This window comes from Ensifer sp. Root558 (assembly GCF_001427045.1).
Taxonomy (GTDB): domain Bacteria; phylum Pseudomonadota; class Alphaproteobacteria; order Rhizobiales; family Rhizobiaceae; genus Ensifer; species Ensifer adhaerens.
This window is the reverse complement of sequence record NZ_LMGC01000001.1, coordinates 343,576-359,808: the sequence shown is the minus strand read 5'-3', so window position 1 is coordinate 359,808 and position 16,233 is coordinate 343,576. Positions and strand designations below refer to the sequence as shown.

Below are 16,233 nucleotides of genomic sequence, written 5' to 3'. Positions count from 1 at the left end.
CCAGCCAAAAGAAAAACGCGCCCACAGGAGCAAGCGCGTTTCTCAAAATGAAGAAGGTCTGACGAAGCCTTAAGCCGCCAGAGCCGCAACTTCGCCACGGATGAGGTCGCCGAGCCGGCGGATGCCCTCGTCGATCATCTGATCGTTGGCGCAGGAGAAGGAAACGCGCAGGGTGTTTTCGCCCGAGCCATCGGCAAAGAAGGCGCGACCGGGAACGAAGGCGACCTTGGCGGTCTCGATCGATTTTGCAAGCAGTGCGGCGCCGTCCATGCCCTTTGGCAGCGTCACCCAGACGAACATGCCGCCTTCCGGCTTCGTCCAGGACACGCCCTCGGGCATGTACTTTTCAAGCGCTGCGAGCATGGCGTTGCGGCGCTGCTTGTAGACCCGGTGGATCTTCGCCACCTGCTCATCGAAGCCGCGCTCGGCAACGGTGCAGATCGCCATCTGGTTGATTGTCGAGGAATGCAGATCGGCTGCCTGCTTCAAGAGCACGAGCTTGCGGATCACCTTTTCCGAGGCGCAGACCCAGCCGACGCGAAGGCCGGGAGCGAGCGTCTTCGAGAACGAGCCGCAATAGATCGTGCGGGTGTTGTTGATGTCGCCCTTCTTGGCGATTTCGAGCGCCAGGATCGGCGGCACCGGCTCSCCGTCATAGCGCAGCGACTGGTAGGCCGCGTCTTCGATGACGGCAATGTCGAGCTCTTCGGCAAGCGTCAGCACGCGCTCGCGGCCGGCCCGGTCGACGGTCTCGCCGGTCGGGTTGGCGAAGTCGGCCGAGAGATACCGCCCGCCTCGCCCGCCGCCTGACGGTAGGCTTCCGGCGTGCGGTTGCCGTTGGGGTTCAGCTGGTCGTAGGTCGGCTCATAGGCGTTGAAGGCCTGCAGCGCGCCGAGATAGGTCGGCCAGGTGACAAGTGCGGTATCATTCGGCGACAGGAACAGCTTGCCGAGATAGTCGAGGCCCTGCTGCGAACCGGACGTGATGAAGATGTTGTCGGCGCCGGCGGGAATGCCGAGATCGGCCATCTGCTTGGCAAGCCATTCGCGCAGCGGCTTGTAGCCTTCGCTGACCGAATACTGCAGTGCGGCACTCACGGCCGGGCCGGAAAAGATCTCCGCATAGGCGTCCTTGAATTCCGCATCCGGAAACAGCGCGGGATCGGGAATGCCGCCGGCAAACGAAATGATGTCGGGGCGATCGAGCAGCTTCAACAGTTCGCGGATTTCCGAAGCGCGCATCCGGTTCGAGCGCGTCGCGAAGATATGTTCCCAATCCAGCATGGGGTGTTTCCTCAGAGATTATAAGCGGAAAGCGGTTCTCCGCTTCCTCCCGCGTCATTCTAGAGCGCCGTGCGTTCGTTTGAACGCACAAAGCACGCTCTGGTTTTTTGTTTAGAGCATCTTTCCGCTTCGGGCGATCCCCCTGGAAGGAAGGATGCTCTGGACGGTGATGCGACAGGACCATGACGACCAATTTATGTCAATATTATTGACCTAATTCCGTGCGCTTTTCGGGCCTTTGGGGCTCCGCGCACGTTACGTCCAGGACCTGACGTTACGTCAGCTTGAGCCGAATGCCACGCGCCATGAGGTAAAGCAAGCCATCTGCTCAACCGCTACGCTCGCGCCGCTTGGCCCCAATCGCACAGACGCCCGTCGTCCGCTTGTCCTTGCGCCGGCAGCGGCACCCGGCGCCTGATAACCCAAAGTGGCAAATTGCCGGAGAAGGAGGCGAAGCGTAAAATTTCTCCCCTCAATTCGACCGGAGGGACTAGGCCATGAGCAGACTGTTTATCCTGTCGGCTGGCGCCGCCCTGGCGCTGGCACAAGCGGCGCCGGCGGCACCCGCAGCGCCGGAGACGCGACCCCTCAAGATCGCCAAGGAGTGCAGCCAGTTCACCGGCGACACCCCGAGCTTCTGCACCATTACGGAATCGAACCTCGAAGCGATCCCGGCTGGCAGCAAAATCCTCTACTATGGACCGGTGGTCGCCAATCCCCTCTTCTCCAGCAGCACCGCCGTCATCGCTGTCGGAAACGGCGACTCGGCGCTCGGATACTGCGTCGTCTACGATACGGCCAAGCCGCCGTTCGGCACCTGTGCGTTCCACGCCGGCAGCGGCACGCTCGCTGGCTTCCAGGCGATCGTGAAGGTCACGGTTGACGACAAGCAGATCTGGCACTGGGACGGAGACTACGTGCTCGGCACGACCCAGGCGGCCAAGTGAGACGGTAGGCATTGCCGGCTCCACACCCGGCCAATCGAGACGACGCGGCAGAAGACCTAGGCACTCTGCCATCAAGCAACGTCTTTCAAGTGCTGTCCCCGCCCAGCGGGGACAAGCGCCGCCTTACGTTTTGACCGCCGGCGCGCTGGCGTTGTCTGCAAACAGGAGCCGGAAGCCGAGCCCCAGCATGACGGCGCCGGTAAAACGCTGCTGCCAGACGAGCAGCCGCGGAAAACGATAAAGCGCCTGCCCGACCGTTCCCGAAGCAAGCGCTACCGAACCGAGCGAAAGGATGCCGGCAAGCTTCTGCACGGTGCCGAGCACGGCAAGCTGCAGCCAAACGGGGCCGGCGGTCGGGTCCACGAACTGCGGCAGGAAGGCGAACATGAAGAGCAGCGACTTCGGGTTCGTCAGGCTGTTGATCGTTCCCTCGCGGACCGCGCGCCAGTCGGACACCTCGGTCGCCGCCAGCCGCTTGCTTTCGGCCGCATCGCCGAAACTCGACCAGACCATGCGCGCGCCGAGATAGAGCATGTAGGCTGCCCCCACCCACTGCAGAAGCATGAGCCCGGCGGGATAGGCCTTCAGCAGCGAGGCGACGCCGAGGACCAGCAGGCCTACCTGCACGACGCCGGCGACGAAGATCATGCCGACCACCGTCAGCAGCGCCACCCGGCGCCCCTGCCCGATCCCGCGGGCGAGCACCAGCATCATGTCCGGACCGGGCGTGATCTCCAGAACGAAGAGTGCAGCAACGAAGGTCAGGAGAATGGGGAGATCGGCCATCGAAGGTTCCGGCTGAGGACAACTGCCACATGCTTATCCGGAAGCGTCAGGCCTGTCGACCAGCCCGCTTTAACCGCAGCATGCCGATATTTTTTGCTCCGCCTGCCGCCATCTTCGTCTAGTCTGCTCTCGGGCTTCGAACGGAGAAAAACGATCCATGGCGAAACGCTGACGGAACGGATTTCGCAGCCCAAGGCAATCGCCCTTCCCACGCCGGCGCCAACGCCCAGAAAGCATCGATGACAAAACCCGACGACGACACCCTCGCCTTCTATCGCGACAACGCCGCCACCTATGCGGCGCGCGAACGCAAGCCGCCGGCAACCCGTCTCGCGGCCTTCATGGCCCGTCTCGCCCCCGGCGCCTCGGTGCTCGATCTCGGCTGCGGCGGCGGGCATGACAGCCTTGTTCTGCTGGACCATGGCTTCGACGTCAGCGCCTGCGACGGTTCGGCGGAACTGGCGCGGGAAGCCGAAGTGCGCATCGGCCGCAAGGTCGAGGTCATCACGTTTCAGGAGATCGTTTGGGAAGGACGGTTCGACGGCATCTGGGCCGAGGCCTCGCTTCTGCATGTGCCGCGCACGGAGCTTGCCGACGTGCTCACACGCATTCGCCGGACGCTGAAGCCGGGCGGTCTTCTGCAGGCGAGTTTCAAGGCCGGCGAGACGGAAGGCCACGACCGCTTCGGCCGCTACTTCAACTACCCCTCAGCCGAATGGCTGCGCGCCTGCTTCGAAGACGCCGGCTGGCCCGAGCCTGACATCAGCGAGGCCGATGGAAGCGGTTATGACGGCGAACCAACCCGCTGGTTGCATGTCTCGGCAAGGCGCACGGCTTGAGCCGGTTCAGCGCTACGACCGTAAAGCCATGCAGATCGAAGTGCACGACGCCACGTGTTGTCGCGGTTCAGCGACGGCAAGCTTGAAGCGCCCGCGCCATTGGAACCCCTCCGGGTCGTCCACGGATCCCGTTTTGCTTCCCCGCGCCCTCAGGCCTCGCGGCTGAAGTAACTCAGGATCAGAAGCGTGCAGATCGCCGCAACGATCAAGGCGTCGAAAAGTGCAAAGTGCTCGAAGAACGAGAGCATGGCATGTCCTCCTTCCAACTAAACCTATGAGAGCACATATTTTCCAAACTTGGAAGAAGTCCTGGAAAATATACTGACCAAACAACGCAATTCGCCCGAATAATATTTGCACTGCAGCATTATTTATTTGCACTGCACAAAGCTTAATTCCATGAAAATTATCGTTGACAGTGCCGCGACAGCTCAACGATACAGCCGTCGATAGGCCGTCAACGACGCGCCATTTCCCCCCTTTGCCACCACGACAATGTTAATTGACGGCGCTACCGGAAGGTGCAGATATTAGAAAAATCGAATAGAAGATCCGCTGTCCGGTCGGGTCGCATTTCCAGGGGGTGCGCATGTCTGAACTGCAAGCGAACAACGCCCGTGCAAACGCATGCGGCGGCAAGACGGCTGAGGCGGATCCGGAAGCCGGCCTGACCCGGCGCGACATTCTCATGAGCAGTGCGGCGATCGCCGTTGCCGCCGGGCTGCCGGCGAGCCTTGCGGCTCTTGCCCCGAATGCGGCGCAAGCAGCCGGCGCGACGGCGCCGAACATCGTCTACATCATCGCTGACGATCTCGGCTGGGGCGATGTCGGCTTCCGCGGCTCGGACATCAGCACACCCAATCTCGACAGGCTGGCGGCGACCGGCGTAACCTTCGACCAGTTCTACACCCAGCCGATGTGCACGCCGACGCGCGCAGCCTTCCTCACCGGCCGCTACCCGCTGCGCTATGGCCTGCAGACGGGCGTGATCCCCTCGCCCGGTACCTACGGTCTGGCGCTCGACGAATACCTGCTTTCCCAGGTCATGAAGGATGCCGGGTACAGAACCGCGCTGGTCGGCAAGTGGCATCTCGGCCATGCCAAGCCGGAATATTGGCCCAAGCAGCGCGGCTTCGACACCTTCTATGGCGCGCTGGTCGGCGAGATCGACCACTTCAAGCACGCCTCCCATGGGGTGAAGGACTGGTACCGTGGCAACAGGCCGCTCGAGGAGACCGGCTTCGACAACACGCTGATCGGCGACGAGGCAGCCCGGGTGGTCGAAAGCCACGATCCCGCAAGCCCACTCTTCCTCTATCTCGCCTTCACGGCGCCGCACACGCCCTTCCAGGCGCCCGATGACTATCTCGAGCGCTACAAGCACATCGCCGACAAGAACCGCCGTGCCTATGCGGCGATGATCTCCGTGCTCGACGACGGTATCGGCAAGCTGCTGGCGTCGCTCGAAAAGCGCGGCATGCGCGACAACACGATGATCGTCTTTCACAGCGACAATGGCGGTGTGACGAGTTCGCTCTTTGCCGGCGACAGCAAGGTGAGCGGCGAACTCCCGGCCGACAACGGCCCCTATCGCGACGGCAAGGGCACGCTCTACGAGGGCGGCACCCGCGTGGTCGCGCTTGCCAACTGGCCGAAGAAGATCAAGCCCGGCAAGGTCGCAGGCATGGTCCATGTGGTCGACATGTATCCGACGCTGGCAGCGATCGTCGGCGCGACGCTCGACAAGAACCAGCCGCTCGACGGCATCAACCTCTGGCCCTCTTTGAGCGAGGGCAAGCCGACGCCGCGCACCGAGGTTGTCTACAACGTCGACCCCATGGGCGGCGCCGTGCGCCGGGACAACTGGAAGCTCGTCTGGAAGGCGACGCTGCCGCAAAAGGTCGAACTCTTCGATCTTGGCGTCGACCCGTCCGAGGCACACGATGTTTCGGCCGATTACGCCGACCGCGTGCGCGACTTCCAGGACTGGATCACCAGCCTTGCGGTCGAGATGGACCAGCCGCTGCTGCTGATGGACGCGGCGCGCCTGACCTTCTACGCAGCGCCCGTCGTTGCCGATCCTTCGACGCTGTTCAATATTGGTGATTGACGGCCGGCAGCATGGCCGCGGCCGGGTTGTCTGCTAGACCGGCGTGACCGACTTCACGCTGCCGGCGGTGTCGACGATGCAGGTGAACTTGCGGCCGGCGGCGTCGAGGTCGACGCTGTAGGAGGCGGCATCGAGCGCCCGCGAACTGGTCGGCAAGACCTTGGCGCTGTCGACCTGGGCAGCACCGGCGGCCGCATGGGCACACAGAAGCTGCAGATCAGCCGGCGCCGTCTGCAGGCTGGTGCGCGCCATATCCTCGGGCTTGGGCGCGGACTGGCAACCGCTGATCGCGGCCGTGGCCGCCAGCGCCAGAACAAGGCCTTTCATACGCAATATCCCCTCGCTCACCACGTATCCTCCCCTTCGCATCTTCTGTCCCTGTTTCTTCGCGCGATCGACCACCCGTGTCCCCGGCGGCCGATCGGTTCTTTCCTGGCGCCCGCAAGGTGCCTGCGCCGACGCGCCGCTCTCAAGCGACCCGTCTTGCCTATACTGCCTCAAACGCCCTTGTAGAGCGCTGCCCCCTGCATCAGCACGATCACCTTGGCGCCGATCTCGATGCGCGAATGCAGGTCGATGACGTCGTCATTGTTCATGCGGATGCAGCCGGAGGAAACGTCGAGCCCGATCGTCCAGGGCTCCACCGTGCCGTGGATGCGGTAGATCGTGTCCTGGTCGCCCTCGTAGAGATAGAGCGCGCGGGCGCCGAGCGGATTGTCCGGCCCGCCGGGCATGCCGGCCGCCCATTTCGCCGCATTCGGGTCGCGCGCCACCATCTCGGCCGGCGGCGTCCAGGTCGGCCATTCGGCCGTGCGCCCGACGCGCACGATGCCGGCCCAGCCGAAGCCCTCCCGCCCGACGCCGATGCCGTAGCGGATCGCCTGGCCGCCGGGTTGCACCAGGTAGAGGAAGTGCTGGTTGCCGTCGATGATGATCGTGCCCGGCTGTTCCGCCGTTCGGAAGGTCACCACCTGGCGGCGGAACGCCTCTGGCAGCTGATTGTTGCGGGCGAAATACTGCCGCGCTTTCTTCTTGTCGTAGTTCACCCATTTCTTGGTGCGGGCGTCGTAGATCTGGGTCTGCGCCCAGGCGGCGAGCGGCCCGAGCGTAAGGGCGGCGGCAAGCACCGCGACACCGAGCCTGCGCCGCGTCCACAGGGGCCGGTCCGTGCCGGCAAGGCGATTGTCGTCAGAACGTTCGCTCATGGCTTGGCCCACCCGTCGATGCGCGCCGCATTGTCTTCGGCCCATTTCTTCGCGTAGTCGGCCGGCGCCTGCCGCTCGACCTCCAGCGCGTAGCTCATCTTCGTCACTTCCTCCGGCGAGAAATCCACCTTCTCCAGGAACTTCGCGACATCGGGGTGTTTCTTGCCGAAGGCAGTGGCATAGGCAATCTGGAAATGTGCCGCTTGCCAGGCGGTCGAGGCGCTGGATTTCGACACCCAGAGCGGGTCGCTCGGCGGCAAGATCTTCCACTTGGCGGCATCGTGCGGCGGCTCTTCGAGCCGTGCGATCGGGTGCAGCTCGAACACGTGATGCGGCGCGTAGCAGTAGAACACCATCGGCCTCTCGGTCGCGACGGCCGCATCGACGGCAGCCATCGCCACCTCCTCTTCCGCCTCGAACAGCGTCAGCGTCTTGTCGTAGCCGTAGCCGGCCGCCCGCGCCCGCTCGATGCCGGTCGAAAGCCAGGTGGCGGCGCCGATCCACATCTCGCCCTTGCCGTCGCCGTCGGTGTCGAGGACCTTGGTCTTTTCGGGGTCGCTGAGATCGGCGGCCGACTTGATCGTCTTGGCCGCTTCCGGCGTGGCGCAAAGGCCCTGCCAGGCCGGCACGCTGCGTTCGGTCAGCTGGCCGACCCCCTTTTCGGTCACGTATTTGCGCACGACGTCTTCGAAGTTCGGTCGCCAGACCTCAGGCTGAATGTCGACCGTGCCCGCCTCGAAACCGACGAAGGCATTGAGCGTGCCGAGCTCCTTGACCTCGGCATCGAGCCCGAATTTCTTGGCGATGCCCACTTTCAGGATATTGGCCGTCGCCTGGCCCGACGGCCAGTTCGGCATGGCGATCACCAGATCGGCGGCAGTGGCAGGCAGCGCCACGGATGCGGCCAGCATGGCAGCCAGCACCGCTGGCAGAAACCTCGACTTTTCCTTCACAATCCCCTCCGACCTCGAGCAATCGATGCGAATGACGTCGTGAATGCGTATGTCGTGCTCAAGCGACGCTGAAACGCGTCGCAACTCTGCAGGTTTCCCTTGATCGCGAGCCCCTGCAGCTCTTCAGAATGCCATGGCGACCTGGCGAGACGCACGGGCGCCGTTTGCGAATGCGAAGCTTATCAATGCCTTGGGCCTTTGGCCCTGCTCTTCCCGTGCCGTATCCGGCATCTTCGTTCGTTGGCCGGCAGGATGCATAGAACCGTGGGCTTCGTCAACGTATCAGCGATACCACACGTTGCACGAACACGTCTGCCGATCGTCTATCACGCGCCAATGCCACGGGAGACCTCGGAGACAGTGCGGTCACAATTTCGTTGCTGCGGTAGGGCTCTCCAACGCACGAAGGTTGCCTTGGAGGGGATGAGGCGGGCCGCACCCCCGGCCCGCCCGCCCGCGAACGGCAGGGCATGATCGCCCCGCACGTCCCGCTTTATTCCCTCAGGCGGCCCGCGCGTCGGTCGCGCGGCGACGGTCACCCATGCCGCCCGTTGCCGCTGCCGTGCCCGCCTCGCGCCGCTCGGCACGGCGGTTGAGCTGGAAGCGGTTGACCAGTTCCGTCAGCCGCTGCGCGCCTTCGGCCAGCCGGACGCTGACGTCGGCGGTGCGCTCCACCATGCCCGCATTCTTCTGCGTCATGACGTCGATGTCGTTGACCGCAGCGTTGATTTCGCCGAGGCCCGCCGTCTGCTCGGTCGCAGCCGTCGCGATCGCTGCGATCCGCGTGTCGATCGCCGCGACGAAGTCCTCGATTTCCTTCAGCGCGCTGCCGGTATCGCCGACGAGGCGCACGCCTTCGGCGACTTCGGCGACCGAATTCTGGATCAGCGCCTTGATCTCCTTGGCGGCCTTGGCCGAGCGCTGGGCGAGCTCGCGCACCTCCGAGGCAACGACCGCAAAGCCCTTGCCGGCATCGCCGGCGCGCGCCGCCTCGACCCCGGCGTTGAGCGCCAAAAGGTTGGTCTGGAAAGCGATCTCGTCGATCACGCCGATGATCTGGCTGATCTCCTCGGAGGCCGCCTTGATGCGTTGCATCGCCGTCACCGCATCGCGCACGACGCCGGAAGAGCTGTGCGCCGATTGCCGCGCATTCTGCACCAGTGCGCGGGTCTGCTGGGTATTCTCGGTCGAGGTGCGCACCGTCGCCGTCGCCTGTTCCAGCGCCGCCGAGGTCTGCTCCAGGGCTGCCGCCTGCTGGCGCGTGCGGTCGGCAAGATGCTCGGCGGCATCCTTCATCTCGTGGCTGTTGCTGTTGAGGTCGCGGGTCTGGCTGAGCACGGCCGACAGCGTTTCCTGGAACATGCCGATCGAGGTGTTGAAGTCGCGCCGAAGGATTTCGAGCTCGCCGACGAAGGGCTCGTCCAGCGTCATGCGGATGTTGCACTCGGCTAGGCGGCCGAGCCCGGCGCCGATCTCCTGGACCGCAAGCACGCGGTCGGAAACGTCGACGGCGAATTTCACCACCTTCGACACGCGACCGGCATCGTCGAGGATCGGATTGTAGGACGCCTGGATGAAGACCGTCTTGCCACCCTTGCCGATACGCTTGAACTGGTCGGTGACGAAGCGCCCGGCCGCAAGATCGCGCCAGAAGCCGGCATAGGCGGGCGAATGGACATCGTCCGGCTCGCAGAACATGGAATGGTGCCGGCCGACGATCTCGGGAAGCGCGTAGCCCATGGCCGAAAGGAAGTTTTCGTTGGCGGTGATGATCTCGCCCGAAGGCGTGAATTCGATGATCGCCTGGGCCCGCGACAGGGCGTCGATCTTGCCCTGATCGTCGGTGCTCTTTGCCTTCGACGCGGTGATGTCCGTCGCGAACTTCACCACCTTGTAGGGCTTGCGGCCGCGAAACACCGGATTGTAGGAGGCCTCGATCCAGATCTCCCGCCCGCCCTTGCCGATGCGCCGGTACTGCTGGCTGTCATATTCGCCGCGGGCAAGGCGTGCCCAGAAATCGGTATAGGCAGCGGACGCCGCCTCCTCCGGCTGCACGAACATGCGGTGATGCCGGCCGACAATCTCGTGGAGATCGTAACCCATCGCGCGGCAGAAATTCTCGTTGGCGGTCAGGATCGTGCCGGAAAGATCGAATTCGATGATCGCCTGCGACCGGTTGATCGCATCGAGCATGGCTTTGGCATCGGACGAAAAAAGAAACGGCAGGCCAGTCATGAGGGCGGGACCTATAGCTAACAAATCGAAAAGGGATACATGCGAATTGTAGCTATTCGTATGATAAATTTCTTAAGCGATTCTTTTCGCGCCCCCTAGAATTGCCCTGCTTTTGCTCTCATGCGGCCTCGGTCCCGATCGTGCGCCGCGCTCTCAAATCGTGCAAAGCGAAATGGCCGGCCAGCAGCCAGATCAAAACTTCGAGCGCAAAGGTCCAGTGCAAGAGGAAGTTCAGGTACCAGGGTTTGTAGACCGCCTGCACATGCACAAGGTTCACCCTGAGATCCACAAAGGGAAAGAACCAGCGGATATCAGCCGCGACAGAATCCATCACCAGATGCAGGAGCACGCTCGAAAGCCCGACACCGACAAGGACGAGCTGTTTGCGCCGCCCGGTGGCGATGAGAACAAGCGCAACCGTCGCCGCCAGCACCAGCCAGAAGATCGGCGTGTGCACCCAGTAGTCGTGATGCGGCGTGCGGCGCTGGTCGATCAGGTAGAAATAGGCGAGATCGAAATCCGGCAGGACGGAACAGACAAGCCCGACACCGAAGATGGCGCGGGCCTGCGACGGGCTGCGGCGCGCAAACGGGCGGCACAGCAGATACCCGGCCGGCAGATGTGCAATGAACAAGCAGGTTTCCTCCCGAAGCGCGGCGATACCCGCGCCCAACGGGCGCAGTCTTTACGCGAACTCCGGAGGATTTGCAACCAAACTTGTCGCTTTGATGGCTTCCACCCACAGGCATCGCTGCCAGCGGACGTTACCAGTTGCCCGGATCTGCCGTGTGGTCGACGCTCGCGAATTCGTCCGCCTTGTCGCGCTCGAGCGTCAGCCTGGTAATGTTCTTCGCCTCGTCGGTGACGGCGTAGGAAAGCGGCGCCGGCTCGCGGGTCAGATACTGGTACATCAAAAGGGCCGCCTCCTCGGCGCTATCGGCCTCGAATTCCTTGGCGACGCTGACGAAGAACCTTTGCATGGCCTGCCCCTGCCCGTTTGACTGCGCTGAACGCCTGGATATGACATCTGGATATGACATGGAGCGCTCGCGCCGGGCGTCAATGCGTCGCCCGCCTGTCGGCCGTATTCCAGGCGGCAGGCCGGACGTTCGGCGTCCCTCAAAAACTTCCGGCGAGAGCGGCGGCAGCCAGCAGCCCGCCGGTCAGGATATTCGCCAGAAACAGTCGATAGCTGATTTCGGGGCGATCGAGGTCGAAACGCCGGGCCTGCCACGCGAGATGGGCCGCGATCACCACCATGCCGATGGCATACAGGCTCGACATGCCGAGCATCCAGCCGCCAACAGACCAGGCGGCCAGCGTCAGGCCGTAGAACAGGGCGATACAGGCCTTGCCGCGAGAGCCGAACAGGATCGCCGTCGACTTGAGACCGAGACGCGTGTCGTCTCGCACATCGACATAGGCGTAGGCCGTATCATAGCCGATCTGCCACGCAACGGCGCCGGCCCACATCAGCACAGCGCCCGCCGGAACATGTCCGGCAACCTGCGACCAGGCCATCAGCATGCCCCAGTTGAAGGCAGCGCCCAAGACCGCTTGCGGCCAATGGGTGAACCTCTTGCAGAAGGGGTAGAGGAACACGAGCGGCACGACGCACACCGCAAGCACACGGGTCGCGGGGCTCAGGAAGACAAGGAGCGAAGCGGCGAGCGCAAGTTGCGCAATCAGGAAGACAACGGCCCGGGACATGCCGATCTCACCATTTGCAAGCGGACGAAACCGCGTGCGCTCGACATGCCCGTCGAAATTGCGGTCGGCCATGTCATTGATGGTGGAGCCGGCACTGCGCATCAGAAATGCGCCGAGCGTGAACACCAGAATATCCCGAATCTCGGGAAGGCCATGCGCCGCCTGGAAAAGCGCCGCCCAACAGGGAAAGAGCGTCAGCCAGATACCGACCGGCCTGTCGAGCCGCGCAAGACGGGTATAGGGCCGCACCGCCCGCGGCAACCGGCGATCCACCCAGTCGCCGCGGTGAATGTCTGTCAGGTCGGGGCGGCTTGCTGCGGTCATGAGGCGGGTCATCCAGTCAGCGTGCGGCGCGCTCCGGCGGCGGCCGCAAACAGCGGCACTATAGGCGCGGGCGTGCTCAGATAAAGGAGGGATTCTGTCGCAGAGGAAGCAGGCTTCCGGCGCGGGGTTCGCCGCTCCGGCAACCATGGGTCGTGGGAATGGAAGCTAAACGGCCTCTCCGCCGCCCCCCAGAGGCGGGGAAAAGGAACCGCGGAAAGCACGCCAACGTCCCTTCTCCCCGCATGCGGGGAGAAGGCGCCGGCAGGCGGGTGAGGGTCAGCTCCCTCACCGCGAGATGAGGGGCAGCCCCCTCGTCACGGAATGCGGATAAACCCTCACCACCAGCAACGAAGGACGAACCCGTACGCGGGCGCTTCCGCGCCCTGGCGAAATGTCAGCCCCGCCTCAGCCCTTCGGCTGCGGCACGATGCGGATATAGGGCTTCGGCGCGCGCCAGCCCTCCGGATAGACCTTGCGGGCATCCTCATCCGTGACGGAGCCGGCGATGATCACGTCGTCGCCCTGCTGCCAGTTCACCGGCGTTGCCACCTTGTGCTTGGCCGTCAGCTGCAGCGAGTCGATGACACGCAGCACCTCGTCGAAGTTGCGGCCTGTCGTCATCGGATAGATGAGGATCAGCTTGATCTTCTTGTCCGGGCCGACGACGAAGACGTTGCGCACCGTCTGGTTGTCAGCGGGCGTACGCTTGGTCGGATCGCCGGAAACCGGCGCCGGCAGCATGCCGTAGAGCTTCGAGACGGTGTAGTCGACATCGGCGATCATCGGGAAGTTCGGCGCATGGCCCTGTGTCTCCTCGATATCGGCGGCCCAGCCGGCATGGCGGTCGAGCGGATCGACCGAAAGGCCGATGATCTTGACGCCGCGCCGGTCGAATTCCGGCTTGATGCGCGCCATGTAGCCGAGCTCGGTGGTGCAGACGGGCGTAAAGTCCTTCGGGTGCGAAAACAGCACCGCCCAGGAGTCGCCGATCCAGTCGTGAAACCGGATCGTGCCGTCGGTTGTCCCGACCTCGAAGTCCGGTGCGAGGTCATTGATTGCAAGCGTCACGATACCCTCCAGTTGTGTATGCACCGCGCCCATCCGGAGCGGTGGCAGCGCTTAGATTTTTGGCAACGCGGCGTCCGAAAAGGCGCTCAAAAAGCCCGCTGTATTCCTCTGGCTTTTTCCAACATGTGTTTTCCGACGGAAATCGGCCGGAGAGAAATCCTTTAGAAAAACAAAATATTACAGTGGCCTCCGCCCTGTCATTCAGACGCTTGGCGCCGTCGCGCGAGGCTCAGTGTGCCACTTTTGCCGGTTAAGGCAACTGGAAAGACGGGCGTCGCCAACGGCCCGGTCGAGCCCCGGGAAAATGCCCGCAACGGGGGCCCGGCCGCTGCCCGCCGGAAGCGTCCCTTGCAACCTTCGTCAGGCGAGCAACTTCGCCGCCCAGGCCGAAACATCATCGCCGCTGCTCACGTCCGGCCGCACGATCCCGTCGATCATGAAGGTCGGGGAGACGTGGATGCCGTTCTGGCGGGCGTACCGGCAATGCCATTTGATCTCCCGATCGAGATCGGGGATCGCAAAGGCCGCCTTCAGTTGCACGCCGCTATAACCTTCCAGTCGCTCGATGATCGTGTTGGGGGTCACGTCCATGTTGGGCCCGCCGGCGTGGTGGGTGAACTCGAACTCCTCCCGATGCGCAGCGACGGCCGCGATGACGGTCTTTGCGGTCTCCTTGCCGCCCGCCAGCGTCGAGGCCGCAAGAATACAGCGAACGACGACGCCGGAATACATGTGCCAGGGCTGCGACTGCAGCCGGATCTTGATGGTGATCCTGTCCGCGCCGGCGCGGGCGAGAAGGGCATCGAGCTTGCCGAATGCCTTGGCCGAGTAAGGATCCGTCGGTTCCAGAAAGACCTCGAAGAGGTGCGGACCGGTGCCCCAGGTGAGTGGATCGGCGTGCCAAGGTGCGTCTGTCATGTGATGTCCCCTTCTTCAAGCCGCCTGATCTGTTCGATGAACGTCGAGAGCCATGCGCCCGGTCTGCAAGGCTTCGACGAAATGGCGGGCACCAGGACGGCGGTCCGGGTAAAGTTCACGTCGCCTGCAGCAGCGCGCCGTAGGTCGCCAGATCGACATTGCCGCCGCTCAGGACGATGCCGACGCGCTTGCCGGCGCAGGCAAGCACCCCCTCGAGCACGGCGGCCGCCGCAAGGCAGCCGGTCGGCTCGACCACGATCTTCATGCGCTCGCCGAAGAAACGCATGGTTTCGACCAGCTGTGCGTCGCTCACCGTGACGATGTCGGCGACCGCGCGCTGGATGATCGGAAAATTGTGGGCGCCGATGCTGGGGGTGAGCGCGCCGTCGGCGATCGACTTCGGGATGGCGATTTCGACGATCCGGCCCTGGCGCAGCGACTGCTGGCCGTCATTGCCGGCCTCGGGCTCGACGCCGACGATGGTCGCGCCGGGCGAGCGCTCCCTGGCGGCGAGCGCGGTGCCGCCAAGCAGCCCGCCGCCGCCGAGCGGCGTGACGATCAGGTCGAGCTCACCCACCTCCTCGATCAGCTCAAGAATTGCCGTCCCCTGGCCCGCGATCACGTCCGCATGGTCGAAGGGAGGGATCAGCACAGCGCCGCGCTCGGCCGCCAACCGGGCGCTGATGGCCGAGCGGTCTTCCTTGTAGCGGTCGTAGAACACGACGTCGGCGCCATAGCCGCGCGTTGCCGCCACCTTCATGTCGGGCGCATCGGCGGGCATGACGATCGTCGCTGCGACGCCCTGCAGGCGCGCGGCATAGGCGATCGCCTGGGCATGATTGCCGGAGGAAAAGGCGACGACGCCCTGCCTCGATCCCTTTTCCCTGAGCGCGGCGATGGCGTTATAGGCGCCGCGGAACTTGAAGGCGCCGCCGCGCTGGAAGTTTTCCGCCTTGAAGAACAGCCGGGCGCCGGTGGCGGCATCGGCCGTGCGCGAGGTCAGGACCGGCGTTCGGTGCGCGATCCCGGCGATCCGGTTTCGGGCCATCTGCACGTCGTCGAATGTCGGAATGCGCAATGCCTCGTCCGCCGCTGAAACTGCCATCGAGTCTCTCCCCTGAGCCTGCTTTCCGGAGGCTAGTAAAGACCGCCATGCAAGGCAAGGACGTCAGCCGTGTCCCCCATTTTTGGACACCTGCCCATCTTGGGGCGGGACCGTGCGGTAATGGTCGACGGCGAAGCTGAAGAGCACCTTGAGCATGAAGAGGCCTGAGACCGCCATCATCGCCGGCGTCAGACCGGGCAGAAGCGGCAGGCCGGCAAGGCCAATCGCAGTGAGCAGCCCGCCGACGAAGGTCTGCGCCTCCCGCCCCGCCAGCCGGTTGACGAGCGCGGCCGCTGCGATCGTATAGGCCCAGACGACAACCGCGGCCGCGATCCCGCTGCCAAGAAGCAGCGCGACGAGGACGATGTGGAAATGGATGGCGATGAATATCCAGCGGTTGCGCGGCCGGGCTGCGTAGAAATCATTGGTCGACGGCGTGAAATTGGCGACGCAGCCGGCGGCGATGTCGAGCACGAGAACAAGCGCCAGCGCCGCCCGCCACCAGGCAAGATCGGCAAGCATCGACCCCGTAGACAGCGCAAAGACGACGGCAACGCCGGCTCCGAACAGGAGTATGGCGGCGAGATAGGCGAGTGGTTGCTCTTCACCGAAAACGTCGTGCAGGTGGGGATGGATGCGAAGAGATCTCATGGAGGTCGCCTGGGCAAACGCGGAATGGCCGCCACTATGAAGGGACGTTGGCCGGGCGCAAGCGGCTAACCGTAACGTGCCGCCGGGATGCCCAGCCGC

General features: G+C 64.1%; 15 protein-coding genes and 1 pseudogene. 3 read left to right on the top strand and 13 right to left on the bottom strand.

The window, feature by feature from the left end:
* Positions 1-69: 69 nt before the first annotated feature.
* Positions 70-1,283, bottom strand: a pseudogene (locus ASD63_RS01785) (PLP-dependent aminotransferase family protein).
* 497 nt (positions 1,284-1,780) lie between these two features.
* On the opposite strand from ASD63_RS01785, the gene ASD63_RS01780 reads away from it, so the two are divergent.
* Positions 1,781-2,230, top strand: coding sequence for a hypothetical protein (locus ASD63_RS01780; protein ID WP_034792986.1), 450 nt, complete (start codon positions 1,781-1,783; stop codon positions 2,228-2,230).
* 123 nt (positions 2,231-2,353) lie between these two features.
* On the opposite strand, the gene ASD63_RS01775 is transcribed toward ASD63_RS01780, so the two are convergent.
* Entirely contained in the window at positions 2,354-3,016 is a 663-nt protein-coding gene (locus ASD63_RS01775; protein ID WP_034792983.1) for a LysE family translocator, read from the bottom strand.
* 239 nt (positions 3,017-3,255) lie between these two features.
* Here ASD63_RS01775 and ASD63_RS01770 point away from each other — a divergent pair, with 239 nt between their 5' ends.
* Together ASD63_RS01770 and ASD63_RS01765 are read left to right on the top strand one after the other, a co-directional pair.
* Complete coding sequence (locus ASD63_RS01770) at positions 3,256-3,855, top strand: class I SAM-dependent methyltransferase (protein ID WP_034792981.1); 600 nt, start codon at positions 3,256-3,258, stop codon at positions 3,853-3,855.
* A 589-nt stretch (positions 3,856-4,444) separates the two neighbouring features.
* Positions 4,445-5,965 carry an arylsulfatase gene (locus ASD63_RS01765; RefSeq protein WP_082572750.1) on the top strand — a complete coding sequence of 507 codons (1,521 nt, stop codon included), beginning with the start codon at positions 4,445-4,447 and terminating at the stop codon, positions 5,963-5,965.
* A 33-nt stretch (positions 5,966-5,998) separates the two neighbouring features.
* On the opposite strand, the gene ASD63_RS01760 is transcribed toward ASD63_RS01765, so the two are convergent.
* The 11 genes from ASD63_RS01760 to ASD63_RS01710 all read right to left on the bottom strand — a co-directional run bounded on the left by ASD63_RS01760 (position 5,999) and on the right by ASD63_RS01710 (position 16,134).
* Positions 5,999-6,292 (bottom strand): hypothetical protein, encoded by a 294-nt coding sequence (locus ASD63_RS01760; protein WP_226020593.1) that lies wholly within the window; start codon positions 6,290-6,292, stop codon positions 5,999-6,001.
* A gap of 170 nt (positions 6,293-6,462) precedes the next feature.
* Positions 6,463-7,170 (bottom strand): L,D-transpeptidase, encoded by a 708-nt coding sequence (locus tag ASD63_RS01755; RefSeq protein ID WP_060528765.1) that lies wholly within the window; start codon positions 7,168-7,170, stop codon positions 6,463-6,465.
* Positions 7,167-8,081, bottom strand: coding sequence for a glycine betaine ABC transporter substrate-binding protein (locus tag ASD63_RS01750; RefSeq protein WP_034793684.1), 915 nt, complete (start codon positions 8,079-8,081; stop codon positions 7,167-7,169). Before ASD63_RS01750 ends, ASD63_RS01755 begins: the two co-directional genes overlap by 4 nt.
* A 543-nt stretch (positions 8,082-8,624) precedes the next feature.
* Positions 8,625-10,358 carry a PAS domain-containing methyl-accepting chemotaxis protein gene (locus tag ASD63_RS01745; RefSeq protein WP_034792979.1) on the bottom strand — a complete coding sequence of 578 codons (1,734 nt, stop codon included), beginning with the start codon at positions 10,356-10,358 and terminating at the stop codon, positions 8,625-8,627.
* Between the two features lie 118 nt (positions 10,359-10,476).
* Complete coding sequence (locus ASD63_RS01740) at positions 10,477-10,992, bottom strand: metal-dependent hydrolase (protein WP_034793683.1); 516 nt, start codon at positions 10,990-10,992, stop codon at positions 10,477-10,479.
* Positions 10,993-11,122: 130 nt separating this feature from the next.
* Entirely contained in the window at positions 11,123-11,338 is a 216-nt protein-coding gene (locus ASD63_RS01735; protein WP_034792977.1) for a hypothetical protein, read from the bottom strand.
* Positions 11,339-11,477: 139 nt separating this feature from the next.
* Positions 11,478-12,392, bottom strand: coding sequence for a 4-hydroxybenzoate octaprenyltransferase (gene ubiA / locus ASD63_RS01730; RefSeq protein WP_034793682.1), 915 nt, complete (start codon positions 12,390-12,392; stop codon positions 11,478-11,480).
* 405 nt (positions 12,393-12,797) lie between these two features.
* A complete protein-coding gene (locus ASD63_RS01725) occupies positions 12,798-13,460 on the bottom strand; it encodes a peroxiredoxin (protein WP_034793680.1) in 663 nt (220 codons plus the stop codon).
* 360 nt (positions 13,461-13,820) lie between these two features.
* Positions 13,821-14,378 (bottom strand): thioredoxin, encoded by a 558-nt coding sequence (locus ASD63_RS01720; protein WP_034792975.1) that lies wholly within the window; start codon positions 14,376-14,378, stop codon positions 13,821-13,823.
* 115 nt (positions 14,379-14,493) lie between these two features.
* On the bottom strand, positions 14,494-15,483 hold the full coding sequence (locus ASD63_RS01715; RefSeq protein ID WP_034792973.1) for a threo-3-hydroxy-L-aspartate ammonia-lyase: 990 nt from the start codon (positions 15,481-15,483) through the stop codon (positions 14,494-14,496).
* A 63-nt stretch (positions 15,484-15,546) separates the two neighbouring features.
* The gene (locus ASD63_RS01710) at positions 15,547-16,134 is read right to left on the bottom strand and encodes a hypothetical protein (RefSeq protein ID WP_060528764.1); all 588 of its coding nucleotides are present in this window, start codon (positions 16,132-16,134) and stop codon (positions 15,547-15,549) included.
* Positions 16,135-16,233 lie beyond the last annotated feature (99 nt).

Excerpts from the sequence above, each read along its gene's own strand:
- ASD63_RS01770 (WP_034792981.1), top strand. The coding sequence starts at position 3,256 with ATGACAAAACCCGACGACGACACCCTCGCCTTCTATCGCGACAACGCC.
- ASD63_RS01755 (WP_060528765.1), bottom strand. The coding sequence starts at position 7,170 with ATGAGCGAACGTTCTGACGACAATCGCCTTGCCGGCACGGACCGGCCC.
- ASD63_RS01720 (WP_034792975.1), bottom strand. The coding sequence starts at position 14,378 with ATGACAGACGCACCTTGGCACGCCGATCCACTCACCTGGGGCACCGGT.
- ASD63_RS01765 (WP_082572750.1), top strand. The coding sequence starts at position 4,445 with ATGTCTGAACTGCAAGCGAACAACGCCCGTGCAAACGCATGCGGCGGC.
- ubiA (WP_034793682.1), bottom strand. The coding sequence starts at position 12,392 with ATGACCGCAGCAAGCCGCCCCGACCTGACAGACATTCACCGCGGCGAC.
- ASD63_RS01780 (WP_034792986.1), top strand. The coding sequence starts at position 1,781 with ATGAGCAGACTGTTTATCCTGTCGGCTGGCGCCGCCCTGGCGCTGGCA.
- ASD63_RS01735 (WP_034792977.1), bottom strand. The coding sequence starts at position 11,338 with ATGCAAAGGTTCTTCGTCAGCGTCGCCAAGGAATTCGAGGCCGATAGC.
- ASD63_RS01775 (WP_034792983.1), bottom strand. The coding sequence starts at position 3,016 with ATGGCCGATCTCCCCATTCTCCTGACCTTCGTTGCTGCACTCTTCGTT.
- ASD63_RS01750 (WP_034793684.1), bottom strand. The coding sequence starts at position 8,081 with ATGCTGGCCGCATCCGTGGCGCTGCCTGCCACTGCCGCCGATCTGGTG.
- ASD63_RS01715 (WP_034792973.1), bottom strand. The coding sequence starts at position 15,483 with ATGGCAGTTTCAGCGGCGGACGAGGCATTGCGCATTCCGACATTCGAC.
- ASD63_RS01710 (WP_060528764.1), bottom strand. The coding sequence starts at position 16,134 with ATGAGATCTCTTCGCATCCATCCCCACCTGCACGACGTTTTCGGTGAA.
- ASD63_RS01760 (WP_226020593.1), bottom strand. The coding sequence starts at position 6,292 with ATGAAAGGCCTTGTTCTGGCGCTGGCGGCCACGGCCGCGATCAGCGGT.
- ASD63_RS01745 (WP_034792979.1), bottom strand. The coding sequence starts at position 10,358 with ATGACTGGCCTGCCGTTTCTTTTTTCGTCCGATGCCAAAGCCATGCTC.